The organism is Tepidimicrobium xylanilyticum (assembly GCF_900106765.1).
In the GTDB taxonomy this organism is placed as follows: Bacteria; Bacillota; Clostridia; order Tissierellales; family Tepidimicrobiaceae; genus Tepidimicrobium; species Tepidimicrobium xylanilyticum.
Genome location: NZ_FNNG01000003.1, coordinates 1 through 24,320 on the forward strand (window position 1 = coordinate 1; position 24,320 = coordinate 24,320).

A 24,320-nucleotide genomic window follows, 5' to 3' on the forward strand; every position below is an offset into this window, starting at 1 on the left:
CGCTACAATGCATACAATGTCCCAGTAAAAACTGTATTAGGAAAAGATGTTAAACATATTCGTGTCGAAAGCTTTAAAGATGATATTTCTAATAATCTAATTGAATCTTTCCACCATCAATTTAAAGCTTGGTATAAAACAAAGCAAGGTTTCAATTCTTTTGAATCAGCAAATAACCTAATCAGCATGTTTATATTTTTCTATAATTTTGTTAGGCCACATTCATCTCTTAATGGTTTAACTCCAGCCCAAGTTGCTGGATTAAGTCTAACTGCTAAAGAGAAAAGAAGGTATCCTCTTGTAGCATAGATTTTGCTTGAATTTCGCCAAATGTTTTTTAAATATACGTCCTTGAGATTGTCAAGGGCGCGCTTTAGCGCGTTCATTTTACCCTTGACAATCTCAAGGCGAACTTTTATAATCGTCAAGGCGAAATTTAAAGCAAACTAAAGTAATTTTATAAAACATTGTACTATTCTTTCATTTTAAGTTTACAAAGCCTATTTTTTGTTTACATTCCTTATTTCCTATTTTTTTACAGATACAATCACCTGTTTCACTAATAATATTCTTTAACATTAGAACAATCTCATTACATTTAGTTTTGTTTAATGAATAATAGTTCCAAAGGCCATCTTTTCTCACATTGACAAGTCCAGCCTCTGTAAGTACCTTAATATGATGTGATAATGTAGGCTGAGTAAATTCAAAATGTTCCAATATTTCACAGGCACATAGCTCACCACAGGATAATATATCAGCTATCTTTAATCTATTTGGATCTGCCAATGCCTTAAGTATCTTTGCATTTTCTTCGTAATCTATCATTTACTTTTCACTCCCTATATAGATGAGCATCTATTTATAGTATATAGATGTTTATCTATATAGTCAATGTTAATTTATACAAAATTCGAATACTCTTTTATTCGTCACTATTATTATTTATGTCATCTTCGATAAGTTACCTTTAACTATCTAATTTTCTATTCATCATAAATTCATATTATAGTTTATTATTTTTTATAAAGTCTGGATTTATCTGAAATATGTCCATTATGCCCTCTTCTTTTTTAAAGAAGTAAAATCATGGAAAATAAAACAAAATTATATTTACTTACAGGATTTTTGGAGTCTGGTAAAACTACATTTCTTACAAATGTGCTAAATGATTTAAAAGGAAGTAAAGTAGCAGTAATAATGAATGAATTTGACAAGGTTGGTATAGACGGAATCATAATACAAAGGGATGTTATGGATCTTGTTTTAAAGAGTTTGTGGTTACTCATTAACTACAAGCTCTATTCAACCTTATATATTTTTTAGGCAAAAATCCCGCTTCATTCAAAGCGGGTTATGTATCCAACTTAATTCTCTTGTATCTACTTACACTATATCCTTATAGCTATTCCTATCTCCAGCTCAGAAATAGGCTTTTTATTTCGAAAATCAGGTCCGTTATTAACAAACTGAAAACCGTCGGAAGCCTTGTAAAATCGAGCTATCTCAAAGATTATACTTTTTGTATCTCTACCACAGTCTCCACATGGCCCGAGCCGCTCGGATTGATGTCTTGGGCTGATTTTCTGCACCTTACGTTTACGGGAACATGTCAATGGGTTTTTCGGTCTTTTTTGAAAAATCGTCGTTCGCGGGAACATATCAACAAGCCTTTCTTTCTAATATACATGTTTAAATGGTTTACGTAAATACCTCATTGTGATACTATTATTAAAGTTACCTCTATACGCTGATATTTTAAATTCAAAATCATATTCATTATGAATACTTTAGAAAGGCGGATTGTATGATAGATAGATATTTAATAAAAAACCTATTTGGCATTAATGGCTTAAATATTGCATGGTATGGAGTTATTATTGCATTCGGGGTTTTACTTGGTGTTTTGATTGCCTGTCGTGAAGCTAAAAGACAGAACCTTAAAAGTGAAATAATCTTTGATTTTCTCTTTTTAGCGCTCCCCATCGCAATCATCTGCGCACGAATTTATTACGTTGTATTTGAATGGGAACAATATAACGGAAGCTTTACAAAGATGATTGCTATTTGGGAAGGTGGACTTGCTATATATGGAGGAGTTATCGGTGGAATCATTGCTGCGATTATTTTTTCAAAACGCAACCACTTCCCATTCTTCCGGCTTGTTGATATGGTTGTACCTAGCTTGATTCTAGGGCAGGCAATTGGTCGATGGGGTAATTTTGTGAACCAGGAGGCCTTCGGCAATCTCGTTACAAACCCGAATCTTCAATTCTTCCCCTATGCTGTATTCATAGAACAGTTGGAAGAATGGCATCAAGCTACATTTTTCTATGAAAGCATGTGGAATTTGTGCGTATTTGCCGTACTGGTTTATTTCCGCAAAAGGACAAAGTTTAGCGGTCAGCTTTTGGCAACTTACTTTATCGGATATGGATTAGGCCGTTTTTGGATTGAAGGATTGCGTGCGGATAGTCTTTATCTGGTCCCGGGACTTAGAATATCGCAAACGCTGTCATTGGTTCTGATCATTATCGGAATTATCATATTCGTGTTTCACAAAAATCTCTTCAAAAAAACGCCTGATTATACGGGTAAATATATGATTAAATAAAAAGATACCGCTGTCAGTTTTTGTACTGAAGCGGTGTTTTTTTTATTTACACAGTGCAATAAAGTCTTTTGCACTCTCCGTTAAAAACTTATTTTGATGGTAAATGACAGAAAAACTTCTTTGAAAACGTATCCCATCTATATGAAACTGACTGATTTCTTTACGGTTAAGAGAGTCCTTTACCAATAAATAAGGCAACACAGAAATACCTAAATTTGCCTGCACTGCTCTTATTATTGCCTGAGTACTTGTACTCTCCCAAGCAGGTAGAATTTTTATTCCGAGCGAGGTCATAGTACTGTCAAAAATTTCACGTCCAGCGCTTCCTGATTCTCTTAAAATGAAACTTTCATTTTGAAGCTTTGAAATCTCAACATTTTTTTGATTAGCAAAGGGATGCGCGTTCCCGCAGACCATTACCAATTCATCATCCCGAAACTTATGCTCCGCAATATAAGGGCTATATACAATACCCTCTATCAGCCCAATATCAATCTGATTGGATAAAATATATTGTTGGATTTTTTCTGAGTTATCTATGATTACCTTAACATCCATTTGAGGATGAATTTTCTTAAACCGGGTTATGTAGCCTGGTAATAAATAGTTTCCGATGGTAATACTTGCTCCAATACGGATGATTCCCGTTGCATCAAAGTTTTTGATTTCCCTTTCCATCTCCTCAAAAAGTCCTACAATATGTGTTGCATATTGAAGAAACTTCTTTCCAGCTTCTGTGATATAGAGTCTCTTTGCAATGCGATCAAATAGTTTTATCCCATAATAATCTTCAAGCTCTGATATTGCAAGACTTATAGAAGGCTGCGCAATATGCAGCTTTTCTCCGGCTGCAGTTGTACTACCGGTTTCGCATACAGTAACAAATATTTTGAGATGCCTTAATGTCATTGACGCCTCCTAATTATAACAAAAACATTATGAACTTTATATAATAATACTATTTTATTTATAATCTATCAAGTTCTATAATAAACTAAAAGGAGGTCAATGACTTGAAAAACCAAAAACACGTTTACAGAAGATTGTTTGCGTCTACCTTCTACTTAAGCGCTTTTACCTTTGGTGGAGGATACGTCATTATACCATTAATGAAAAAGAAATTTGTAGATGATTTGCAATGGATTGAGGAGGAAGAAATGCTGAACTTAACAGCAATTGCACAATCCTCACCCGGAGCAGTTGCAGTCAATGCAGCGATACTGCTGGGGTATCGTGTTGCTGGAATATCAGGTGCCCTGGTAACGATTCTGGGTACAATATTACCACCTTTTATAACTCTTTCTATTATCTCTATTTTTTACACTGCATTTCGCGATAACACTGTAGTAAATGCGGTTCTAAAAGGAATGCAAGCCGGTGTTGCCGCTGTTATTGCAGATGTGGTTATGAGTCTCGGCAGTAATGTCTTTAAACAAAAGGACATAGTATCTGTGATTGTTATGGTTGGTGCGTTTATTTCCACATTTTTCTTTGGAATTAATGTTATGTATATTATTTTAGTGTGTGGGTGTATCGGAGCGGTAAAGATTCTGATTCAAATGAAAAAAGTACAAAAGGACGGTGATCCACAATGATACTATTAAAACTTTTTTGGAGTTTCTTTCAAATCGGCATGTTTAGCATTGGTGGTGGCATGGCTGCAATGCCGCTGATTCAAAATCAAGTAGTTAATTTGCACCATTGGTTGACATTAACGGAATTTACCGACCTCATTACTATTGCGGAAATGACACCCGGACCCATTGCCATCAATTCAGCCACATTTGTGGGAATTAGGATTGCCGGCATTCCAGGAGCGATTGTTGCGACTATTGGATGTATCTTCCCATCCTGTGTCATTGTTTCACTCCTGGCATGGATTTACTTTAAATTCAAAGAGTTGACCGTTGTACAAGGAATATTGTCTGGTCTAAGACCTACCATAGTAGCGCTGATTGCATCAGCAGGGTTGTCGATTTTTATACTGGCTGTATGGGGAGAAGATGGCTTTTCAACAAATCCTCTAACAATCAATTTGGTTTCTGTTTTATTATTTACTGTGGCTATTTTCATTTTACGGAAGTGGAAACCGAATCCTATTTATGTAATGCTCGGATCAGGCATTATCGGTGGAGCAATTTACTTGTTGATATAGGTAGAAAATGAAACTACGATTATATAAAGAATAGTTTATTGATGTTGGAAACTCTCCTAAAATGAATTGCTCCGACATAGGAATAATGCCGGAACAATTCAAGTATAGGAAATTATAATTCAAAGTCCTGTTTCATTCTCCACATTCATCGTGGTGCTCATGTTCATGGCAAACAGAACCAGTAGATTTAAGAGAACCCTGCAGGTATGCTTCTACTACTGCTTTGGCATCACCTCTTGCCCCAACAATAACCTCAATGTTTCTTTCATTAAAAATGTCAACTGCACCTCCTCCCATACCACCACTGATGATGACATTTACTCCACGATCGGCAAGAAAATTAGGCAAGAATCCAGGTTTATGCCCGGGGTTAGCGATGGTTTCACTTTTAACAATTTTGTTGTTTTCGGTGTAAAAAATTATAAACCCTTCGCAATGTCCAAAGTGCTCAGTCACCATTCCGTTTTCACTTGCTACAGCAATTTTAATCATAGCTGGTCTCCTCCATTCTTTATTTAGAATATATTCATCAAGTATCCTTGCAGCTTGCTCAACAAGTTCTGCGCAAGGCCGCTTTTTATAATAATTATCATTTCTGGTCTCGGGTATAGGTTTATCATGCTTAATTGAAATACCTAACAGTTCCCTGCATATGATTGATCCGTTTTCATTTTCAAATTGTTTTGCCAAATCTTGAACTAGCTCATAATGTTCTGCTTTCGCATTTTTGCTGGATGGATCTGTGTAACCATATTTCATGCCGACCACCATAAACATTCCTGTCACAGCACCACATACTTCCCGCAACCTACCCATACCTCCTCCGAAAGAAGATGCAATTTTTAATGCTGTTTCCATGTCCAGCCCCGTTTCATCACAAAAAGCAGCAAAAACAGATTGAGAGCAATTGTAGCCTTTTCTAAACAATTCTCTTGCCAAATCTGAATGTGCACTCATTTATTATCTTCCTCAATGTTTTTCTCCAATACTTTTGCTACAGGTTCAAGCCAATCGCCATCAAAAAGTTCTATCATACCCTTATCACAGGCGGCAGAAATTTTGGGGTTGACCGGAAGCTTAGCAAGCACTTTTAAATTATGCTTTTCGGCAATTTCGTCAATATGGCTGTCGCCGAAAATTTTGTGTTCCTTACCGCAATCCGGACATTTAAAATAGGACATATTTTCTACTAAACCAACGATAGGAATATTCATCATTTCAGCCATCCTGACTGCTTTTGATACAATCATGGATACAAGCTCCTGAGGCGAAGTTACAACAATGATCCCATCAACAGCAATGGATTGAAATACAGTAAGGGGAACATCGCCGGTGCCCGGTGGCATATCGATGAACATAAAATCCACATCGCTCCAGATAACATCTGACCAGAACTGCTTTACCATATTTCCGATCAGGGGTCCTCTCCACACAACTGGATCGGTATCATTCTCTAAAAGCAAATTAACAGACATGATATCAATACCTGTCTTACTTTTAACGGGGAATAAGCCAAATTCACTTCCTGTGGCTTTTTCCTTGATACCAAATGCCTTAGGAATAGAAGGCCCGGTTACATCAGCGTCCAGAACAGCGGTATGATAACCCATTCTATTCATGGTAACAGCTAGCATGGAAGTTACCAGTGACTTTCCAACCCCTCCTTTACCACTGACAACACCAATAACCTTTTTAATGCTGCTCATTTCATGTGGTTTCACGGAGAAATCATTTTTCTTCTCTTTTCTTTCTGCGCAGTCCTCCGAGCAACTGCTGCAGCTTTGGTTGCAATTTTCGCTCATAATATTAGCTCCTTCCTGTATATTTTTCATGCATGGTTGTTATGCTGTAATAACTTTAGTGTTCGGTAAACATAATAAGCAGTGCGAAAACAATTCCCAATATAAATGCTAGGGTAGAGTGCTTTTTCTCATAATCCCTTGCTTCAGGCAATAAATGCGATGCCGAAACGTATATTAAAACACCAGCAACAAATCCAAGCATATGTCCTAAAACATTGTTACTAAGATGTTGAACAATTGGATATGCTATAAAGGCACCGATAGGAGTTGTTAATGCTGCTGCAAGAAAAGCATAAATCCCAGCTTTCCTTGTGCTATATCCACCTTTAAGTAACATTGAAAAAGTTATAACGCCTTCGGCGAACTCATGAACAACCAACCCAACTCCAGTAAGAATTCCAACTACTGTGCTGATACTAAAAGTAACTGTGTATACAACGCCATCTATAAGTGAATGAATTAAGATACCTTCAATTGCAGTTATGCCAAAGGCCAGTTCTTTTTGCTTTGTTTTGTATTTGATGATCTCATTGCTGAAATACATAAATAAAAATCCTGCGAGCGCAGTAAATCCTGCGTAGGAGGTTTTTTGTATAGCTTGAGGTAAAGTCATTATCAGCGGGGAAGAGATAAGTATTCCCGCAGCAAAACACATACAATAGTCTTTAATTTTTTCTGCCCATTCGCGATTTTTATAAAGAGTCCAGATTCCCAAACTGTTTACTATCATTGCTCCCATTGCAAAAGCAGAAATAAAAATAAATGTATTAATATCTTTCACAGGCATTCATCTCCCTTGATTTGCACTATCAAATAATTCATATGTGTATTTCACTGCCTGCTGACAGATAATCGATGCTATCACCCATAATAGTTTTCAGCCTTTTATAAGGCTCCAGACCAGTGCAATGACATGTGTAAAACTTTGCTTTTGTATCCACCAGGTATTTACCAATTCTATCTATCATTTCATGGGCCTCGTTTCCGCCAGAACGGCTGGAAAGATGAAATCCACCTATCACATAGTTAGGCATACGTCTTTTTAAGTCATGGAAGTATTCAAGAATATTTACAATACCATTATGGGCGCAGCCTGTTACCAAAAGCGTCTTTCCTGCCCCCTCTATAATGAGGTTTTGTTCATGCGCAAAAGTATCCTGTACTATTTTGCCGTCTTGTTTCATAAGCAAACTGTCATTTGACTTTGGTAGAGGTTCCTTCCTGGTAATATTTGAGAACACTTGAACCCCCTTGCTGACAAAGAAACGGTCTGATGTAAATACAATTCGCCTGTTTTGCTTCAATTCTTCATCCAAACCAATATACTCCGGTTCATCATTCGAACGCAAAGCATAGTATTTTTCAAATGCCAGTCGGTGTAGGAATATCTCGGCTTTTGTGTTTTCACGCAAAAAAGCTCTTAGCCCGCCACCATGATCATAATGTCCATGCGAAATAATCAGATAATCAACCTCACAGATATCTACATTCAGTTTCTTTGCATTTTCAAGAAATAATTCACTAGCACCAACATCAAAAAGAATTTTGCGACTATTTGCTTCTATATAAAGGCTAAGTCCGTGTTCGCTGCCGAAGTTTTTGGATAGCGCTGTATTCTCAACTAATGTTTTGATAATCATGACCTCAGCCCACCACCTTCTTCAAACAGCAGCTCCATTGTCTTGCTAAAAACTACTTTCACTGCTGCACCTGAGGCACAGACTATATCAACAATTGTCTGCCCATTATTAATTGCTTTTACCGCGTCCGAATCAAAGGGTATTCTACCCATAAGGCTAATTCCCTGACCTTTACAGAAGTTTTCTATCTTTTCTGTGTTTTGCATATTTGTGTCAAACTTATTGATACATACCGCCGTCTTTACGCCAAATTTCGTCGCTGTATTTATAATCCGCTCCATGTCACTAATTCCGGATATGGATGGCTCGGCCACAATTAACACCATATCAACACCGCTCAAAGACGCTATAACCGGGCAGCCTATACCGGGAGATCCGTCAATAATGGCAAACTCCACATCAGCGGCTGCTGACTTCATTTGCTTCTTTACCTCGGTAACCAACATTCCGGAGGTTCCGCTGCCCATTTTTAGCTGCGCTGTAGAAAATACTTTTTCTCCTTCTGTATATAACAGCAGTTCACCAGCTACAGCAGGTTTTAAAGTCACAGCTTCAACAGGGCAAACAAGCTCGCAAACCCCGCAGCCTTCACAGGCAAAAGGATCTACCTTGTATTTTCCATCTGCTGAAATAGCGTCAAAACGGCAGTTTTGCCTGCATTGTCCGCACTCTATGCACAACTCTGTATCTATCTCGGCTTTCGGCAAGCCATAATAGTCTCTTTTCTTTGGCAAGGAGTTTTGCTTTGTTATAAGATGCAGGTTAGGTGCATCAACATCACAATCAGCATAAGCGCGAGCCTTAGATAGCTTGATAAACGCGCTTGCTATGGTTGTCTTTCCGGTACCACCCTTACCACTAAGAATCAGAAGTTGTTTCATGATGCACCTCCTTTTTCACGTCCTCCAGCAAAGAAGAAAAGATTGTACGATATTTTTCACTTTTCCTTACAGCAATTTCTGCATTTGAATTCAATGATCCAAGCTCATTATCAAAAGGTATTCGGCCTAAAATCCGAATGCCTTTTTCTATGCAAAATTTTTCCGACGGATTTTCACCGTCAAGACACTTGTTTAAAACCACTCCGAACGGCTTATTAAATAACTTGACCAGTTCATATACCATGTTAAGGTTATGAACTCCGAACAATGTAGGCTCAGCTACTAATATACAGTAGTCTGCATCCTTAATGCTTTCCATGACTATACAGGCACTTCCAGGAGGGCAGTCGATAAATATCGTCTTGCTTCTTTCATGTTCATTCTCATCAAGCAGCTTTTTTATTATGGGTATCCCTGAAGGTTCACCAGGATTCAATATCCCGGTATATACTGTCACCTGCTCTGAAGTACCTTTTTGCACTCTGCCGATAACCTTTTCTTTCTCTGTCAATGCCTTTTCAGGGCAAAGCAAGATACATCCACCGCAAGAGTGGCAAATATCTTCAAATACTATCAGTTTTTCTTTTATATAGGCAAGAGCATTAAACTTGCAAAATTCAACACACCTTCGGCATCCGCTGCATAGATTTCCATCCACCTTTGGAATTTTAACTGAAATTTCTTCTTCAATGATATCCTTGGGCTTAAAGAATAGATGTCCATTTGGTTCCTCAACATCACAGTCTATATAGGTTGATGTTTTGGCTACCGCAGCTAAATTAACCGACACTAGCGTTTTCCCCGTTCCCCCCTTGCCGCTTAGCACAGCTATTTTCATATTATTTGCCTCCATGTCCATGAAAACCAGCATGTATTTCATTCAGCAAAGGAAGCTTTCCAGCAATGAAGACATCGATATTATCCTTAGCTGAAGCAGTTGTCGTTTTATATATTTCGATTTCCGCAGATTTAAGTACGTCAGCAGCATTTTCACCTAATCGGGGAGTAAGCAAAATATTCACTTTATTATCTGCTATCATTTGTGCTGCCTTAATTCCTGCTCCGCCTGTACTTGCTGCGGCACTATTGTCAAGGAACACACTTTTCTGGGTATCGGTATCATAAATCAGAAAGTAAGGAGTGCGTCCAAAGGATACACATACATTCGACTCCAAACTTTTTTCATTTACCGGAATTGCTATTTTCATAAGAATCCTCCGTTCTATTAATATAATTATTGATCGCATTTCGTAATGCGCTAACGCCTAAATTAGAGCAATGAACCTTGTTCTCAGGAAGTCCATCTAAGGCATGTATGACATCTTCTTCTGAAATTTCCAATGCTTCATCCAGGGTTTTACCCTTAGCTAATACCGTCGTCATACTGGATGTTGCAATTGCCGCAGCACAACCAAACACAAGAAAGCTTATTTCACTTATACGATTGTCTTTTACTTTAATATAAATCGTAAGATAATCTCCGCATGTAGGATCACCGAAACTCCCCTCTGCATCGGCATCCGGCATACTATAAGCATTTTGAGGACACATAAAATGTTCTATCACTTTGTCAGAATACATTATCAGTCACCTCTATCACTACCTGCAAAGCGCCAACCATGCCGGTGCCTGCGACAACCTCGTCCGCACCCATTTCCGAATCCTTCACATAGCCTGTATTCGCCACCTTCTATCAATAGTACCTTACCATTAACCAGAGACTCGGCAATCTTTTTTCTGGCTTCAGCGTAAATGCCTTGAACAGTAGTGCGTGCAACATCCATCTGCTTGGCGCATTCCTCTTGCGTAAAGCCTTCCAAATCAATAAGCCTTATGGCTTCATACTCATCAACTGTCATTCTGACAATATTCTCATCATCCACCTTTAAGTCAAGGGGACCAAACTTACTGTTTTCAGGCAAACAGCATACTTTTCTCCATTTCATTGGTCTCGGCATATTTTTAGTCACCTCGATTCTGATAGAAACAATCATTTTTATATTCCATTATATTTATAGTCATGCACCCCATCCCTTTAGATAAAACGCGAACAAGGCAGGCTATCGCCTGCCTTTCGCATTACGACAGGACTAATCTTCTAACTCATCGAGACGCTTTTTTACATCATCAAGCTGATTTTCAAGAAATTTAGCCTGCCTTTTCAAAAATTCTTTTTCATCAGCATCCGATGCAAAGTACGCCCCATTTGCATTTTGAGTACCAAAGCGTGCCCACCTTGGCAGACCGGTCGCATAAAACATTCGCCTAAAGCCTCGTCCCCGTCCGAATCCAAATCCGTAACCGATTGGATTTGCATAACCCGGAACGGCAAAACCTGCGCAAAATCCTGCACCTCGCCCTGTCATAGGACCCATTCCCATAGGCCCGGTTCCGTCTCCTCTTGGCATAATGTCACCCCCTTTCCTTATAATCTCTTACTTTTAATTTTGCTACGATTAGATAAGTGATAAGCTAGATAAAAACACCAGGGGATCATTCCAGCAAGCCAGAATGCACGCCTGTAACCTCGTCGTCCAAACCAAAATTCTCGTCTGTAACTTGCGTTCAAATAACCGGGCACTTTGGAACCTGCACAAAAACCTAACCTCCGTCCAGTTAATGGTCCCATTCCCAAAGGACCAGTTCTGTCACCTCTGGGCATAATAGTCCTCCTCATTTTTACAATCCATTAAATGAATTGATTATCCTTTCAACTGTTACTCAGCGTAAATGACATATGTCATTTACATCTTATATTATACCCCTATTCTGACATATGTCAATAACTATTTTAAAAAAATACGCCAATCAAGAATTTTTCTCGATTGGCGGCAATCATATTGAAATCCTATAGTTTCACTTCTATTTCCAGACCCGACTTAAACTCTACCATTAACCTGTCATCATATACAATTGCTTTTTCAACTAGTTTTCTAACCAGTTTATCATCAAACTCCGAAATATCACCCGTTTGCGTTTTAAGGAAGTCCGTCATTTCAGCAATCCGATCCCTCTTATCTTGGCGAAGAGCGTTTCTTGAAAGTGTTTCTTGCCTTAAGTCCCGTAAGCGGTAAATCTCGTTGACAATATTATCGTATGCTTCCTTTGAATTTGCCTTTTGGATCAACTCGGTTTGGAGTTCTTCCAGCCTTTTATCAATGTCTGCTGTACTTTCATCCAAATCCGCGCTTAATACGGTTTCAATATTCTTTTTCAGTATAGCCAGAAAAGAGTTTTTTCCGCTGACCGCTACATTGATTGCTTCTACAATTTTCTCTTTAAGCGTATCTTCAAGTATAGTGGAAGCGGTACAAAATAAACCGGTGTTTTCCAATCTGCTGACGCATCTCCATACGATTGATTTCTTTCCTCGGTTATTCCAATGAACCCTTCGAAATATTTCATGACAGTTGCCGCAGAAAACCATCTGTGATAAAGGATGCTTGTTGCTATAGTTTCTTTTCTTTCCATTCTTACTTATATGCACACATCTTCTTTTGACAAGCTGTTCCTGAACCTGCATAAAAATTTCACGCGGGATTATAGGCTCATGGCTGTTTTCTACATAGTATTGCGGAACAATACCATTATTGGGTACCCTTTTCTTCGATAAAAAATCTACGGTATAGGTTTTCTGCAACAGCGCATCACCGATATATTTTTCATTCCTCAAAATCTTATTGATAGTACTAGTATGCCATCTGGGATTGCCTGCACCCGTCAGAATTCCGTCAGCCTCCAAACCCCTAGCTATCTGTAGCATACTGGAACCTTCAAGATATTCTCTGTAAATGCGTTTGACGATCTCAGCTTCTTCAGGTACGATAACTAAATTGCCATCCTTATCCTTTGTATAGCCAAGAAACCGGTTGTGATTGATATGGATTTTTCCTTGCTGATATCGGTACTGAATACCCAGTTTTACATTCTGGCTTAACGATTGGCTTTCTTGCTGTGCCAAAGATGCCATAATGGTCAACAGGATTTCTCCTTTGGAATCCAATGTGTTTATATTTTCCTTTTCAAAGTAAACCGGAATATTTTTTTCTTTAAGCTGCCTTATGTACTTTAGGCAGTCCAGCGTATTTCTTGCAAACCGGCTGATAGATTTCGTAATTATCATATCGATTTTGCCCTGCATGCATTCTTCTATCATCCGGTTAAATTCTTCACGCTTTTTCGTGTTGGTTCCGGTAATACCTTCATCTGCAAATATACCAGCTAACTCCCATTCTGGATTGCTTTTAATGTAATTTGTATAATGCTCGATTTGCGCTTCATAACTGGTTGCCTGCTCCTCGCTGTCCGTAGAAACACGACAGTAAGCTGCTACCCGAAGCTTAGGTAATTCCTCTGCATTTGCACTATTCCCAATTCGCTTACGGGCAGGAATTACCGTAACATTCCTGGTTATCATCTAAAATCACCTCGCTCTTAATAGAACTATAAGCATACTCTGCCTGCTGAAATGGATCATCGTATAGATTATCCGGCATTGAAGCATGAAACTTAAAATTTAAGATTTTCTTTTCATTTCCTTTATGTTCATAAATCCTGCCAAGCGCCTCAGCTCGCCTGTGTCTTTCCAGTTGTGCTTTTCCGAATGTGTCCTTGCTGATAATTGGCGGATAGAATTTGTCTTCAACATACCGTTTATCTGAAAGCATTTTTGCAACAGATGTGTGGTAACGCTTAATACCTGCTTTTTGTGCCGCTTTGCTTAAAGAAAGCCCGGAAAGATAAGCCTCAAATAGTTTCTCAATCTTAACTGCTTCCTCTTCATTAACGACAGCCCTGCCGTTTTGAATGTTATATCCAAAAGGTATATGGCTCATCATTTCACCAACCTTTCCCTTAAGTTCAACCCGCATTTCATTTTGAAACCTATTTCCTCCTGTGAAAACACAATGATTTCTTCAATAAAGTTCTCAAATATATCGCTATCAAATGCATCAATCTGCTTTTCAGCCTTCGATGTAAATTTAAGAAGCTTCTCAACCTCAACAAGATCAGTCATGCTCCCATCGATTGCGCGTTTTATGGCTTCTTTTTGTTCTTTTAATATGGCTGCTTCTTTGAGCAGCTCATTTTTCTGTGTATTAAAAAGAGCGGGTTCCAGGTATCCTTTGGCCATAAGTCCCATAATCACCTGAACTCGCTCTGTATTTTCTTTGATTTTTGTTTCCATCTCCTGAATCTTTGTTATGTTATCTGAGTAATTTGTCTTCTTTAAGCTTTGCAACAATGGCCTTAGAATGAACTTATGACCGAAAATAAGCTTATTAATCATAACAACGAAGGCCTGATGGATCGCATCCTCTCTGACAAACTTCATGGAACAGCTTGATGCGTCCTTTATATGCTTTGTGCAGCACCATGCAATATATTTACGGTCACCGCTGCCATGAATTCGACGCTTTAAACTGCTGCCACATTCTGCGCATTTGATTTTCCCAGAGAAAGGGTAGCGTTTTTGATACTTGCTGCTTCCCTTAATTACACCTTTTTCTTTTCCTCTTTGCTTTAATATCTCTTGGGCGGCTTCAAATTCCTCATGGGATATAATGGCTTCATGATGATCTTTTATCATGTATTGATCTTTTTCCCCACGATTATAATGCCGCTTAAAATTCTCATCTGTATAGGTTTTTTGCAGAAGGACATCCCCAGTATATTTTTCATTGCTTAAAATGCTGCGGATAGTTGTCGCTGTCCAATGCGAACCTCTTTTTGTTGGGATTTTATCCGAATTTAGCCCATCTGCAATTTTCTGTGTGCCTTTACCGTCCAAAGCCTCGGAAAAAATCCGCTTTACGATTTCAGCCTGTTCTTTATTGATAAATAGCTTTCCATCCACATAATCGTAACCATAGGGAGGATACGAAATTTTGTATGTTCCGTTTTGGAACCTACGTCTGATAGACCACTTACTATTTTCTGCAATGGATAATGACTCGTTTTCTGCAAGACTGCTCAAAATTGTCAGCACCAATTCGCCTTCCATGCGCTGTGTGTTTATATTCTCTTTCTCGAAATAGATGAAAACACCGAGATCGGTAAGTTTTCTCACCATTTCAATGCAGTCGGTTGTGTTTCTGGCAAATCTGCTGACTGACTTGGTTATAATAAAGTCAATTTTCTTGTTTTCACAATCTGCAAGCAGTCTCAAAAGTCCAGTTCGGTTTTCCTTTTTTGTGCCTGATATGCCTTCATCATAGTAGATCCCTGCAAACTCCCAATCAGGATTTGCTCTTATATAGGATTCATAATGGTCTTTTTGTGCTTCCAGGCTTGCCATTTGTTCATCACTGTCTGTTGAAACCCTGCAATAAGCCGCTACCCTCACCTTTGGCTTGAAAGCTTGGAGAGCATTGTTTCCATCAATCCTTGTTACCTTTCTCACTGTTTTCACCTCCTTTGGGTATGTGACATGTTACCTCTGTGTGCCGCTAATAGCAAGCCAATTAGGCCATAAGCTGTGCATACATCGGCGAGAAAGTTTTGCGGTTCAACTTGTCGATTTTGTTGAATTCTTCTTCTGAAATCAGTCCCGCCTTAAGCATCCTCTGTAGAATTTTGTACGCCCGCCAGTAATCAACCTCTCTTTGAATTTCCTCCTGTGTTATCTTTGTATAGTTCGTTTCCTGCGGGTTATATGGTAAATGATTAGCCGCCTCTATCATTCAAGCACCTCCTATAAAGACTTAGGACAGCCGCGATTGGCTGTCCTTTATCGTTATTCCGGCAATTTGAGAACTTGTCCGGGGTAAATAGTATCTGAAGTCAGGCCATTGAGTTTCTTAATCTCCGGAAATCTTGTTCCTCTACCGAGTTCTTTTTCCGCTATTCTCCATAAGGTATCGCCTTTTTGCACTGTATAGGTTCTATTGCCCTTGTTATCAGGAATGCTGTTTACAATTACAAGGTTTTCTTTTGCTACCCAAGTGTTTATGCCTGCGATTTCTTGACCACCGGATTTCTTAACCTTTTTACCAAGCAATACACATTCTTTGCCGCCTTTTATGACCGGCTTGCCTTTGTATAAAGTCTGTGTGACCCTGTGGTAATAGTCATTTTTGACCCACGTTGGAACTTCCACACTGCCGGGGTAGTAATTCTTTACACTGACCTTAAACTCCACCATATCTCCAATTCCAATATCAGTATTGATATCTGTACTGTTCTCCAGCGCTTTTTTTACTGCTTTACGGAAAGTGTCCATATTCTCCCCATGCTTGGGAAACCAGTGCATCACATCAGCATGGTTGCTGGCAATACCGAGCTTATATCCTTCGGAGTGGCAGATGATGTCATTCTCATTAAGACCGTACTTCTTGCAGAGCATAACGCAGAGTTCAACAGCATTCTGCCATGCTTTACGGAAATAATCTTCCTGCTTTGCTGCATCATAACCCACCATTACCGACCCGGATTTATACGAAAACCCAGCAGGCTCACAGATTTCAAAGCCAATATGGGTATTGTTTGCTGCTCCTCCCGCATGCCACCCGCGATGATCCCAAGGCAGGTATTGCCAAACCTCCTTATCGTCTACAAAAGCGTGAACACATACCTGCCTATTTATTTCGCCGGCCTTGTAAGATTTGTTCCAACGGGAAAACCACTCAGCCGCCATTACACCCGGCACAGCCGTCGAATGTACCATGATTCCTTTAGGCGTGATTTTGCGGCCTGCTGTATAGCAATCGTTTCGCGTCATGTATTTAGTAAAAAGCTTCATTTCTTTTCATCCTCCTCATTTGAGTGGCCATGCAGTTGTTCCAATGCGTTCTTCAGCTTTTCAGGAATGGGCAGTCCTATATGTGCTGCATTCTCAAGAATTGAAATTCCCTCGTTACTCAGGTAAAAGAAAATCACCGCTGTCCGGATTGCCCCGCCGTTGCCGAGCACCTGGCTGTCGATTATGTGTCCCAGACCCACAAGTACAAATATAAGCACTTTCTTAAAGATGCCCTTGGCTCCGACTTCACTCGAAAGCTTTTTGTCTACAATGGCACACATCACGCCGGTCACATAGTCAATGGCCACAAAAGCGATGAGCGCATATAAAAATCCATCCAGCCCTCCAAGAAACCAGCCAAGAAATCCGCCAATAGCAGTAAAAACCGCCTGCACCCAGTTCCATACTGTTTTCATTGTCTTAACCCTCCGTTCAACTTGAATTTTGCATATAAAAAAGCGCCCTGCCTTAAAGCAAAGCGCTGAAAATTAAAACTTCTAATCTATATTTGCTTCGGAAGCGCCTCCCACAGTCGCATATCCTCCTGCCCAAGCGACCAGATGGCTATACCTCGCAGTTTCCATCGATAAGCCGCTTCGTTTGCCCAGTAAACAAGACTGTCCACATCCTGATAATACAGAATAGAAAAACCATCTGCATCTCCGAGGAAGAGACGGGATATCCAAATATTGATGTCTTTCGGTATAATCTTTACTTCATAGTCATTACCGCAAGAAAGAGCCAAAAGTTGTGAGTGGAAAAAGTCATAATCCATCGAAATGTCCTCACTGCGAGTTATCGATTCCTCCACATCGCTATTTACTGAAAACACCTGAAATTCATCATCCCACGTGACACCAGTGCGAGCAAGCCTGCCAAAGCTGGTTATAGTTCCATCCGGAAGTTCCACATCAAAACGCTCGTATGGTTCATATACCCACGCATCGCCCAGCCGCAGCAGCTCGCATACCGTCCGGTTGTCCGAGCAGTACCCTGCATAACCACTACCACCGATTACATTCACTGTGAAACGCAGGGTTGAAGCTGCACCAGAATATACTCTTACTTTATTGCCGCGTTTTCGCATCTCTATAGTATACATATTCGGATTAGCACGAAGATCGGCATCTGCAGTTTTTGAGAAACTGGCGGAGTAGCTACCAAGCAAGGAATTACCTTGATAAAGCTCGACTCTTTGCGCGTCATAATTTAAGCAGCAGAAAATATCCCCAAGGAACACCCCAGCCCGTCCACTGCTATTTTGAGGGAAAGCCAGCCTTGCCCTGATATGAACATCGGAAAACCCGTCGTATTTCCATGCAAGTTTGCCATATCCCTCGAGCTGGGAATATGGGCGACTTTCTGTGCTGTCTGGCTCTTGCCAAACATCCCATTCGCCGTCCAACACAGTCCAGTAATTTTCAGGCAGGATGTTCCTGTCCCGAAAATCTTCATACCAAATAAGCGCCGAGTCGGGTTTTCTTCGCAACATTTCAAAGGTCAGTTTAAAACCTCGATCCGGCTCAACCATCACACCATTTACATCCTTGAACCGACGAGGAGAGAGCATAAAGCTGGCTTCACCGGCAAAGGGATACTCCGAAAATCCACTGCAAACCCTAAAACCGTAAAACTGGACTCCCGGCACACCACCGCTTATGCTGACAGCATGCGTTCCCTCTTGGAGAAATACACCTTTTGCAAGTGTCAACCAGCAAACTCTTCTCCAGTATGGCCACCATAAACGGTTCTCGCTGAAAGTCTTTGATTCACCATCAAGGGAAACGATAATCGCATTTTTGTCCCAGTAAGGAAAGCAAAGCTGTACTGCAATATCGTAATATCCCGCTTCTCTTATCTCAAAACGGTACTCTGCTGACGCCTGGTCATCTCCAAGTGAGGCCATCTCATCAGTAATAATGACATTTCCTTCGTATTCATCCGGAACTCCGTTCCTGTCAATATAAATGGTTCCGAACTCCGCTTTCTGCTCCTTGCCATAGCTTGTCAAATATCTTCGCCTGTTATAAACCCCTTTTAGCAGCGGATATTCCCAGGATATAGCATCCCACCCTTCCATATAGTCATATACATGAGGAAGAGCCCAAGGTACTTTGTTATAGTCATCCCAGTAAGCCACAATTGGAATAAACGGCTGGGGCGGTGCATCGCCTGTGAAATTGTAAACCCCAGTCATCCAGTATTTTGCCGCATAGTAGGTATTAGACACTCCTCGATAGGTTATTCCAAGGTTTTCAGGTGTATCATGAATCCTCCAGTTCCAACCATAAGCAGGCAATCCCATGAATATCTTGTCGGGTGACATAACGGAAACAGCATAATCATATATGCCCTCAAGCCAGTCACGAGGAGATACTGGGCCGGGAGCAGAGCCCGCCCATGCCATGCCATAGCTCATGATGGCGGCGGTATCGCAATAGTCGTTAAGATCGGCATAAACACACCAGTTTTCACCGCCCACCGAGCCTTGAACGCCGGTCATGCCAGGCAGGCAGATGTTGACAAGCTTTGTTGCATCATAAGACTTAACTGTATTGTATATATCCCTAAATAAAGCATTCGCCGCATCCTTGTTTTCATAACCTCCACCGCGCTCAAGGTCAATATCTACCCCAGCGCACCATGGATACTTGTTCATTATTCGGATGATTTCAGTGAGAAACTTATCCTTTGCACCGTTTTCGTTGTTGCGAAGTGCAGTAAAAATATTGGCTATTCCATGATTCATAATTGTGAGCAGCCACTTAATATGAGGCCATTTCTGAATATACGGTAGCATGCTGCTGATGCTTGTACCGGTTTCAGTAATTGTGCCTGTTTCGTCAACCTCAAAAGTAAAAATGCCTACCGTATCAAAGCGGTCGCCGTAGTCTCTAAGCGCCTCATACATTCGGGAATTACCCATAAAACTCCACACCATGCAACGTTTGCCTTTTAAGAAATCCCTCACAACCGGTCACCGCCTTCCTGCATCTCCTGAAATTCAAAGAGCAACCGCGCCGATTTTCTCTCTTCCAGTTTCACTGTATGTTTGCTGTCCCATGCCGCAGAATATTGATAAAACCCATCCTTAGGAGTCTGACTTCCGTTTTTTAGGCATTGGCGGGTGGAAGCCTTGAGTGTCAGCTCATCGCCTGCGTTAACCGAGTCAAGAAACCTTACCTTATGCGCGCCCATACCTTGGGATATTTCAATACTTCCTGCGGCCATATCCTGTATAGGATAGATATAGCAGTCAAGACCAGCAGAAGTTTTACCCAGGTTGAATAAAATTACAGTCTCCGCTGTTCGCACCACACCGTTATAATACCGGGGCGGAACTGGCTGCCCGTTTTCCTGCATTTTCGTTAGCATTTTGCTCGTGTGGACGGTATAGCCTGTCAACTGATCTCCATCCTGAAGCTGCAGGTCGGTGAAATATATAGTTCCGGTACAATCTGTGATCATCAGACGAACTGTGATACTGACCACGCGCATTTCTTTCTTAATCATTAACGTTTCTGCGAACCTGATAAAGCTGTTTTTTGCCATCGTCAACACTCCAGATAAAATAAAAAAGACCGCTGATGCGATCTCTTATAACAAAACTGGATTAATTTTTTACAATGCCTTATTCTTTAGGAGTTATATTATTTAAAGCTTCTATTAAATCTTCTCTCGTTACAATCATTTGACATATCTTTTTTGATGCTTTCCCATCTTCAGTAGGCGTCGCCATTACATCCAGAGTAATGAATTCGCCACCTTGTAACATCGATGAGTTTTTGTAAAACTTTAAATACCTCCCAGAGATTTGACATTCTACATGCAATGGTCCAAGGGAGTTTTTTCGGCGTTGTGAATATGTTATTGGAAACTGTTTAATTTTATTATTATCCAACTTCGGCACATCCTTTCAAAGATATAAATCAAACAAATTATACCATATTAATACCTCCTGCTCCTATTTATCCGTCCAATGTCCACTGAATTTCGCATACATGCCCGATCCATCCAGTGGAAACCGAACCGCCCTGAAGCAATAAGTCTGTAAAGTACACTGTGCCGGTGCAGTCAGTGACGCACAGCCTGATGGTGATAGATTTGACTCTGCTGATACTTTTGGGAGAAATACTGTGTGCAATCTGATTGAAATATGCCATATCATCACCCTCAAATTAGGTCTATAAATCTTGTTTCTGTTGTACCGTCCTCGTATTCAATGACTATCTCAACACCAACTTGGCCGTTTTCGCCCTTTTCAAGGTTTTCGGAAGCAATCTGCGCTGAAAATGTATAACTTTTACGTGTTGCTGGGTATACCGTCTGTGACAGACTCTTTGTCATACCAGGTATACCAACAGCCTTGAAGGAAGCAGTTCCCGAAACACCATTCTCAGTATCCACTTCAAAGCCGGAATTGACCCAGTAAGCAAAACCATCATCCGCCCTGGAATTGCGCAGATGGTTGAATGGTACCATATCTTTAATTTCCTGACGGTTTACCAACTCTGCTGAGGACAGTGCATCTGCTGCCTTGTCCCACTGTGCTGAAGAATCGCCGAGTTCCCGCAGTTTAGAAGAAAGCTCGATCACTGTTTTCCAAGGCTCCTGCAAGTTGTACTGCCTACGCACAACACGTGTCTTTACCAAAAGGCCTAGTTCTTTATCGTCCACTGTAACAATATCACCCAGTTTCCATGCTTCGTGCTCATAACCGGTCAGTGCAGATAAATCCATTGCAGACAGTACATAAGAAACGCGAGGCTTCGAATATTCTGCAAGCCGCATTTTTGCATATTCCAGCATCTGATACGGATTTGTAAACGACGAACAATCAAGCGTCGACACCTTCACTTCACTGGAAAAAGTGTAATCTTCCACGTATTCCTTACCTCCATTAATTGAAGCGAAGGTCATTCCGTCCTTTCCATAAGCATAGAGCCTTGTCACTAATTCGCGTGTATCGACTACCCGCTGAATACTTTTCAGGTTCTTTCTATATGAAAAAAGCGCTCCGCTGTCGGTACCGCTAAAAGTCAAAAGGTGTACCTGGCGGTTGGCGCTGTCAAACACCAGATCGCCGCCATAAATATTCTGTACGGCTCGAAGGATGGATAAAGCATTTTTTTCTGCACACTGCCATGTCCGTTTCGTAGTGACAGTAACATTACCTACTGTCCAGCCTGTACCCAAAAGTGCATATTGCATCGGAACATCTGCAGTATCTGCATTGAATTCCCTAGGTTCTTTTTCCGCACTGAAAGACAGATCGTAAAACACCGCTTCAGCATATACTTGCGTAATAACACGCCCATCTTCACCTTTATTATCCGTTAAGGTACGGATCCGGTAAATGTCATTTACGATTTGCACTTGTTTTTCATTTTCCAGTGTGCTTCTTTTTGGATCATGGAACGGAAGCTTGAATTCCAGCGTATCCGCACCGTTCACCTCACCAGTGACAATGACATCAAAAGCATTTTCAAGAACAGCTTCCCATGCTCCGTTTTTGTCCAAAATCACAGGACGGGCAAAGCCTAATTTCTCATAGGGCGCTTTCGGTATATCATGAAGCTGTATTTCCAGAAGTTTTGGCGTCTTCAACGGATCGCTGCTGGTAAGGGTAACACGGAACCTTATATATTGCCGATTTGGCGATTGAAGTTCACCGCTGGTTCCCACAGCCTGCCATGCAGACCATTCTTCAAGATCATCACTTGTACTGGTCTCTAATAAAGCCACTGACGTAACACCTGCAGTATATTCGCTTGTGACAGCTACACGGCCGCTGCCTGATAAAGCACATGAAATCGCCCTTGTATAAAGTACGCCACTTGCAGGATACTCGCCATCTGTTGCTTTAAGGGTGACTGCACCAGGCTCTGCCAAAGCATCTACATCCGAAGCAGCATCCCCACCGTTTGCATGTAAAGACGACTTAAAATATAGCAGCAAATCATCAGCTGTAAGCTGTGAGTCCGTTTCCAGAAACCAGTCGTCGAAGCCTCCGGCATAGTAGTAGGTATTTGCATGCATCCCCATAATAATGTCTGCTATACATTCCCGATTCAACTCTCCCGAAAAGGAACGCACAGGCGACACCCAGCTTGCCCCGTCGCTGCGATCGCATATGATGTTCTGCACCTTTTTGTTGCTTACTTCAATGATGGATGCGATAAAGTACCAGCCGCCATTTTTCAAGGTAATGGTAGACGTTTCACTCTGGTCGTAGATTAGTGTGCCGGAGGAGTTATACAACATAAGCCTAAGTCTTCCTTGATAAAGTGAAACATAAAAAATGGGCTGACCGGGTCCTTGGCGGGTATTGAATATGGGTATATATGTCTGGCCGACCGAATAGGTGGTAGGATTAATCCAACCGCCTACAACAATCTTTTCACCCAGATTGCTAAAGAAACTCCCATCATTTTCTGCTATAAGATGGGTCTTTTCAGAAGTCGGATTAACAATATTTTGCCTGAAGTATCTTCCGAATCTTCCAGCAATAAGGCTTGCTGATGTCCCTGACCAGCCGGAGATGGTAAAATGTCTGCCATGTCCCGATGAATCCATAAGCTGAAGATTTTCGTCTGGTGTTTTTTCATTAAATCGCCATAAAGCAGACGTCCTTGATGTTACAGGAAACTCACCGGTAAAATCCTCTTGGCTCGTTAGAATTGATTTTATCGCCATGTTATCACCTCCATCTGCTTTTTGCCTGTATTTTTAACTCAGTAAAGGTCGCGTTTTCTGCAGCAATCTCAATATGATTAACACCTTTCCTGAGAATTGGAAAATTCAGATCCTGCAGGCTGGGAAGACCATTTCTCAAGGTTCCGCCTGTTTCATCAATAACCTTAGCTGTTACCATGCCGGAGTCGACAATCAGAGTTTCACCTTCAGATAATGAGCCAACAATTAGCAATTCCTCGCCGTTTGTAATAAGTGAAATATAGCTTGATGAAGACATTGATATCAAACCCTTCAAGTGATAAACCGGATTGGAATCCGCATTTCCTTTAACCCTCTCCAACTCATGCAGACCTGTTTCAGAAAGAACAAATATCTCATCTTCCAACGCGTAAACATACGGGTCGGGACAAACAAACCGAAGTTCAAAGCTGCCCGCTGTTCGCAATATCCGCTCACAGTCAACCGCTTCTGATAAGCGAGCCTTGAAATATCGGTCGGGCAAATCATCTATAACAAGTTGTTTAAGCCCGTTTTCCGGATTTAACCATTCAGCAACATTATCAAGAACCGATACAAGATCGGCAAAACTGCGCTGGGGAAGCACACTACAGCTAATTATTATGTTTCGTTCTGATATATCGCAGCCAAAATCTGCAATACCTGCTTTGCCCGGCACAGTTTCAAAGGAATTGCGCAGGGCAGGGGAGACCTGCCATTTGGTAAGTCTTGCTCGTATTTTCATACTTTGCGACGATATTCCATTGTAGATAAATCCCATATGCTTCCCTCCA

29 protein-coding genes are annotated in these 24,320 nt (G+C 40.7%); 5 read left to right on the plus strand and 24 right to left on the minus strand.

The window, feature by feature from the left end; all coding sequences use genetic code 11:
* On the plus strand, positions 1-309 hold a 309-nt coding region (locus tag BLV68_RS04210), incomplete at its 5' end, for an integrase core domain-containing protein (RefSeq protein WP_143035241.1).
* A gap of 171 nt (positions 310-480) precedes the next feature.
* Here the strand turns inward: BLV68_RS04210 and BLV68_RS04215 are convergent.
* Positions 481-828, minus strand: a complete 348-nt coding sequence (locus BLV68_RS04215; RefSeq protein WP_093751222.1) for an ArsR/SmtB family transcription factor — start codon at positions 826-828, stop codon at positions 481-483.
* Between the two features lie 261 nt (positions 829-1,089).
* On the opposite strand from BLV68_RS04215, the gene BLV68_RS04220 reads away from it, so the two are divergent.
* Positions 1,090-1,326, plus strand: coding sequence for a GTP-binding protein (locus tag BLV68_RS04220; RefSeq protein ID WP_093751224.1), 237 nt, complete (start codon positions 1,090-1,092; stop codon positions 1,324-1,326).
* A gap of 481 nt (positions 1,327-1,807) precedes the next feature.
* Positions 1,808-2,614 (plus strand): prolipoprotein diacylglyceryl transferase, encoded by an 807-nt coding sequence (gene lgt / locus BLV68_RS04225; protein ID WP_065820946.1) that lies wholly within the window; start codon positions 1,808-1,810, stop codon positions 2,612-2,614.
* A 42-nt stretch (positions 2,615-2,656) separates the two neighbouring features.
* Here the strand turns inward: lgt and BLV68_RS04230 are convergent, their stop codons facing one another.
* Positions 2,657-3,523: a LysR family transcriptional regulator gene (locus BLV68_RS04230; protein ID WP_065820947.1), complete on the minus strand. Its 867-nt coding sequence runs from the start codon at positions 3,521-3,523 to the stop codon at positions 2,657-2,659.
* A gap of 104 nt (positions 3,524-3,627) precedes the next feature.
* Here BLV68_RS04230 and BLV68_RS04235 point away from each other — a divergent pair, with 104 nt between their 5' ends.
* Together BLV68_RS04235 and BLV68_RS04240 are read left to right on the plus strand one after the other, a co-directional pair.
* Positions 3,628-4,209: a chromate transporter gene (locus BLV68_RS04235; protein WP_065820948.1), complete on the plus strand. Its 582-nt coding sequence runs from the start codon at positions 3,628-3,630 to the stop codon at positions 4,207-4,209.
* Positions 4,206-4,769, plus strand: coding sequence for a chromate transporter (locus tag BLV68_RS04240; protein ID WP_065820949.1), 564 nt, complete (start codon positions 4,206-4,208; stop codon positions 4,767-4,769). Before BLV68_RS04235 ends, BLV68_RS04240 begins: the two co-directional genes overlap by 4 nt.
* A 132-nt stretch (positions 4,770-4,901) precedes the next feature.
* On the opposite strand, the gene BLV68_RS15930 is transcribed toward BLV68_RS04240, so the two are convergent.
* From BLV68_RS15930 to BLV68_RS04360, 22 genes are all read right to left on the minus strand, one after another.
* Positions 4,902-5,726 (minus strand): C-GCAxxG-C-C family (seleno)protein, encoded by an 825-nt coding sequence (locus tag BLV68_RS15930; RefSeq protein WP_234949829.1) that lies wholly within the window; start codon positions 5,724-5,726, stop codon positions 4,902-4,904.
* Positions 5,723-6,571 (minus strand): Mrp/NBP35 family ATP-binding protein, encoded by an 849-nt coding sequence (locus tag BLV68_RS04255; protein ID WP_065820950.1) that lies wholly within the window; start codon positions 6,569-6,571, stop codon positions 5,723-5,725. The genes BLV68_RS15930 and BLV68_RS04255 overlap by 4 nt, the downstream gene beginning before the upstream one ends.
* Positions 6,572-6,626: 55 nt before the next feature.
* Entirely contained in the window at positions 6,627-7,352 is a 726-nt protein-coding gene (locus tag BLV68_RS04260) for a ZIP family metal transporter (protein ID WP_199179145.1), read from the minus strand.
* Positions 7,353-7,389: 37 nt separating this feature from the next.
* Entirely contained in the window at positions 7,390-8,211 is an 822-nt protein-coding gene (locus BLV68_RS04265; RefSeq protein ID WP_093751226.1) for an MBL fold metallo-hydrolase, read from the minus strand.
* Positions 8,208-9,092, minus strand: coding sequence for an ATP-binding protein (locus BLV68_RS04270; protein WP_065820953.1), 885 nt, complete (start codon positions 9,090-9,092; stop codon positions 8,208-8,210). The genes BLV68_RS04265 and BLV68_RS04270 overlap by 4 nt, the downstream gene beginning before the upstream one ends.
* A complete protein-coding gene (locus tag BLV68_RS04275) occupies positions 9,070-9,918 on the minus strand; it encodes a nucleotide-binding protein (RefSeq protein WP_200773639.1) in 849 nt (282 codons plus the stop codon). Before BLV68_RS04275 ends, BLV68_RS04270 begins: the two co-directional genes overlap by 23 nt.
* 13 nt (positions 9,919-9,931) lie before the next feature.
* On the minus strand, positions 9,932-10,300 hold the full coding sequence (locus tag BLV68_RS04280) for a NifB/NifX family molybdenum-iron cluster-binding protein (protein WP_065820955.1): 369 nt from the start codon (positions 10,298-10,300) through the stop codon (positions 9,932-9,934).
* Positions 10,275-10,673 carry an iron-sulfur cluster assembly scaffold protein gene (locus BLV68_RS04285; RefSeq protein WP_065820956.1) on the minus strand — a complete coding sequence of 133 codons (399 nt, stop codon included), beginning with the start codon at positions 10,671-10,673 and terminating at the stop codon, positions 10,275-10,277. Before BLV68_RS04285 ends, BLV68_RS04280 begins: the two co-directional genes overlap by 26 nt.
* Positions 10,674-10,675: 2 nt before the next feature.
* The gene (locus BLV68_RS04290) at positions 10,676-11,086 is read right to left on the minus strand and encodes a DUF134 domain-containing protein (RefSeq protein ID WP_327192039.1); all 411 of its coding nucleotides are present in this window, start codon (positions 11,084-11,086) and stop codon (positions 10,676-10,678) included.
* A gap of 96 nt (positions 11,087-11,182) precedes the next feature.
* Complete coding sequence (locus BLV68_RS04295; RefSeq protein ID WP_093751229.1) at positions 11,183-11,500, minus strand: DUF5320 domain-containing protein; 318 nt, start codon at positions 11,498-11,500, stop codon at positions 11,183-11,185.
* Positions 11,501-11,517: 17 nt separating this feature from the next.
* Positions 11,518-11,754 carry a DUF5320 domain-containing protein gene (locus tag BLV68_RS04300; protein ID WP_065820959.1) on the minus strand — a complete coding sequence of 79 codons (237 nt, stop codon included), beginning with the start codon at positions 11,752-11,754 and terminating at the stop codon, positions 11,518-11,520.
* Positions 11,755-11,940: 186 nt separating this feature from the next.
* Positions 11,941-13,509, minus strand: coding sequence for a recombinase family protein (locus tag BLV68_RS04305; protein ID WP_093751231.1), 1,569 nt, complete (start codon positions 13,507-13,509; stop codon positions 11,941-11,943).
* Positions 13,472-13,930 (minus strand): recombinase family protein, encoded by a 459-nt coding sequence (locus tag BLV68_RS04310; protein WP_234949830.1) that lies wholly within the window; start codon positions 13,928-13,930, stop codon positions 13,472-13,474. The genes BLV68_RS04305 and BLV68_RS04310 overlap by 38 nt, the downstream gene beginning before the upstream one ends.
* A complete protein-coding gene (locus tag BLV68_RS04315; protein WP_093751235.1) occupies positions 13,927-15,495 on the minus strand; it encodes a recombinase family protein in 1,569 nt (522 codons plus the stop codon). Before BLV68_RS04315 ends, BLV68_RS04310 begins: the two co-directional genes overlap by 4 nt.
* A 61-nt stretch (positions 15,496-15,556) precedes the next feature.
* Entirely contained in the window at positions 15,557-15,775 is a 219-nt protein-coding gene (locus tag BLV68_RS04320) for an SHOCT domain-containing protein (RefSeq protein ID WP_012208274.1), read from the minus strand.
* Between the two features lie 53 nt (positions 15,776-15,828).
* On the minus strand, positions 15,829-16,833 hold the full coding sequence (locus BLV68_RS16180) for an N-acetylmuramoyl-L-alanine amidase (protein WP_093751237.1): 1,005 nt from the start codon (positions 16,831-16,833) through the stop codon (positions 15,829-15,831).
* Positions 16,830-17,249: a phage holin family protein gene (locus tag BLV68_RS04330; RefSeq protein ID WP_093751239.1), complete on the minus strand. Its 420-nt coding sequence runs from the start codon at positions 17,247-17,249 to the stop codon at positions 16,830-16,832. The genes BLV68_RS16180 and BLV68_RS04330 overlap by 4 nt, the downstream gene beginning before the upstream one ends.
* Positions 17,250-17,335: 86 nt before the next feature.
* Complete coding sequence (locus BLV68_RS04335) at positions 17,336-19,759, minus strand: glycosyl hydrolase family 18 protein (protein WP_200773640.1); 2,424 nt, start codon at positions 19,757-19,759, stop codon at positions 17,336-17,338.
* A gap of 41 nt (positions 19,760-19,800) precedes the next feature.
* On the minus strand, positions 19,801-20,385 hold the full coding sequence (locus BLV68_RS04340; RefSeq protein WP_093751243.1) for a hypothetical protein: 585 nt from the start codon (positions 20,383-20,385) through the stop codon (positions 19,801-19,803).
* Between the two features lie 79 nt (positions 20,386-20,464).
* A complete protein-coding gene (locus BLV68_RS15385; RefSeq protein WP_023062528.1) occupies positions 20,465-20,734 on the minus strand; it encodes a hypothetical protein in 270 nt (89 codons plus the stop codon).
* Between the two features lie 272 nt (positions 20,735-21,006).
* Positions 21,007-23,529, minus strand: a complete 2,523-nt coding sequence (locus BLV68_RS04355) for a phage tail spike protein (protein WP_093751245.1) — start codon at positions 23,527-23,529, stop codon at positions 21,007-21,009.
* A gap of 4 nt (positions 23,530-23,533) precedes the next feature.
* Positions 23,534-24,307 carry a distal tail protein Dit gene (locus BLV68_RS04360; RefSeq protein WP_093751247.1) on the minus strand — a complete coding sequence of 258 codons (774 nt, stop codon included), beginning with the start codon at positions 24,305-24,307 and terminating at the stop codon, positions 23,534-23,536.
* Positions 24,308-24,320 lie beyond the last annotated feature (13 nt).

Excerpts from the sequence above, each read along its gene's own strand:
- BLV68_RS04215 (WP_093751222.1), bottom strand. The coding sequence starts at position 828 with ATGATAGATTACGAAGAAAATGCAAAGATACTTAAGGCATTGGCAGAT.
- BLV68_RS04220 (WP_093751224.1), top strand. The coding sequence starts at position 1,090 with ATGGAAAATAAAACAAAATTATATTTACTTACAGGATTTTTGGAGTCT.
- lgt (WP_065820946.1), top strand. The coding sequence starts at position 1,808 with ATGATAGATAGATATTTAATAAAAAACCTATTTGGCATTAATGGCTTA.
- BLV68_RS04230 (WP_065820947.1), bottom strand. The coding sequence starts at position 3,523 with ATGACATTAAGGCATCTCAAAATATTTGTTACTGTATGCGAAACCGGT.
- BLV68_RS04240 (WP_065820949.1), top strand. The coding sequence starts at position 4,206 with ATGATACTATTAAAACTTTTTTGGAGTTTCTTTCAAATCGGCATGTTT.
- BLV68_RS15930 (WP_234949829.1), bottom strand. The coding sequence starts at position 5,726 with ATGAGTGCACATTCAGATTTGGCAAGAGAATTGTTTAGAAAAGGCTAC.
- BLV68_RS04255 (WP_065820950.1), bottom strand. The coding sequence starts at position 6,571 with ATGAGCGAAAATTGCAACCAAAGCTGCAGCAGTTGCTCGGAGGACTGC.
- BLV68_RS04265 (WP_093751226.1), bottom strand. The coding sequence starts at position 8,211 with ATGATTATCAAAACATTAGTTGAGAATACAGCGCTATCCAAAAACTTC.
- BLV68_RS04270 (WP_065820953.1), bottom strand. The coding sequence starts at position 9,092 with ATGAAACAACTTCTGATTCTTAGTGGTAAGGGTGGTACCGGAAAGACA.
- BLV68_RS04280 (WP_065820955.1), bottom strand. The coding sequence starts at position 10,300 with ATGAAAATAGCAATTCCGGTAAATGAAAAAAGTTTGGAGTCGAATGTA.
- BLV68_RS04285 (WP_065820956.1), bottom strand. The coding sequence starts at position 10,673 with ATGTATTCTGACAAAGTGATAGAACATTTTATGTGTCCTCAAAATGCT.
- BLV68_RS04290 (WP_327192039.1), bottom strand. The coding sequence starts at position 11,086 with ATGATTGTTTCTATCAGAATCGAGGTGACTAAAAATATGCCGAGACCA.
- BLV68_RS04295 (WP_093751229.1), bottom strand. The coding sequence starts at position 11,500 with ATGCCAAGAGGAGACGGAACCGGGCCTATGGGAATGGGTCCTATGACA.
- BLV68_RS04300 (WP_065820959.1), bottom strand. The coding sequence starts at position 11,754 with ATGCCCAGAGGTGACAGAACTGGTCCTTTGGGAATGGGACCATTAACT.
- BLV68_RS04305 (WP_093751231.1), bottom strand. The coding sequence starts at position 13,509 with ATGATAACCAGGAATGTTACGGTAATTCCTGCCCGTAAGCGAATTGGG.
- BLV68_RS04310 (WP_234949830.1), bottom strand. The coding sequence starts at position 13,930 with ATGATGAGCCATATACCTTTTGGATATAACATTCAAAACGGCAGGGCT.
- BLV68_RS04320 (WP_012208274.1), bottom strand. The coding sequence starts at position 15,775 with ATGATAGAGGCGGCTAATCATTTACCATATAACCCGCAGGAAACGAAC.
- BLV68_RS16180 (WP_093751237.1), bottom strand. The coding sequence starts at position 16,833 with ATGAAGCTTTTTACTAAATACATGACGCGAAACGATTGCTATACAGCA.
- BLV68_RS04330 (WP_093751239.1), bottom strand. The coding sequence starts at position 17,249 with ATGAAAACAGTATGGAACTGGGTGCAGGCGGTTTTTACTGCTATTGGC.
- BLV68_RS04335 (WP_200773640.1), bottom strand. The coding sequence starts at position 19,759 with ATGGGTAATTCCCGAATGTATGAGGCGCTTAGAGACTACGGCGACCGC.
- BLV68_RS04340 (WP_093751243.1), bottom strand. The coding sequence starts at position 20,385 with ATGGCAAAAAACAGCTTTATCAGGTTCGCAGAAACGTTAATGATTAAG.
- BLV68_RS04355 (WP_093751245.1), bottom strand. The coding sequence starts at position 23,529 with ATGGCGATAAAATCAATTCTAACGAGCCAAGAGGATTTTACCGGTGAG.
- BLV68_RS04360 (WP_093751247.1), bottom strand. The coding sequence starts at position 24,307 with ATGGGATTTATCTACAATGGAATATCGTCGCAAAGTATGAAAATACGA.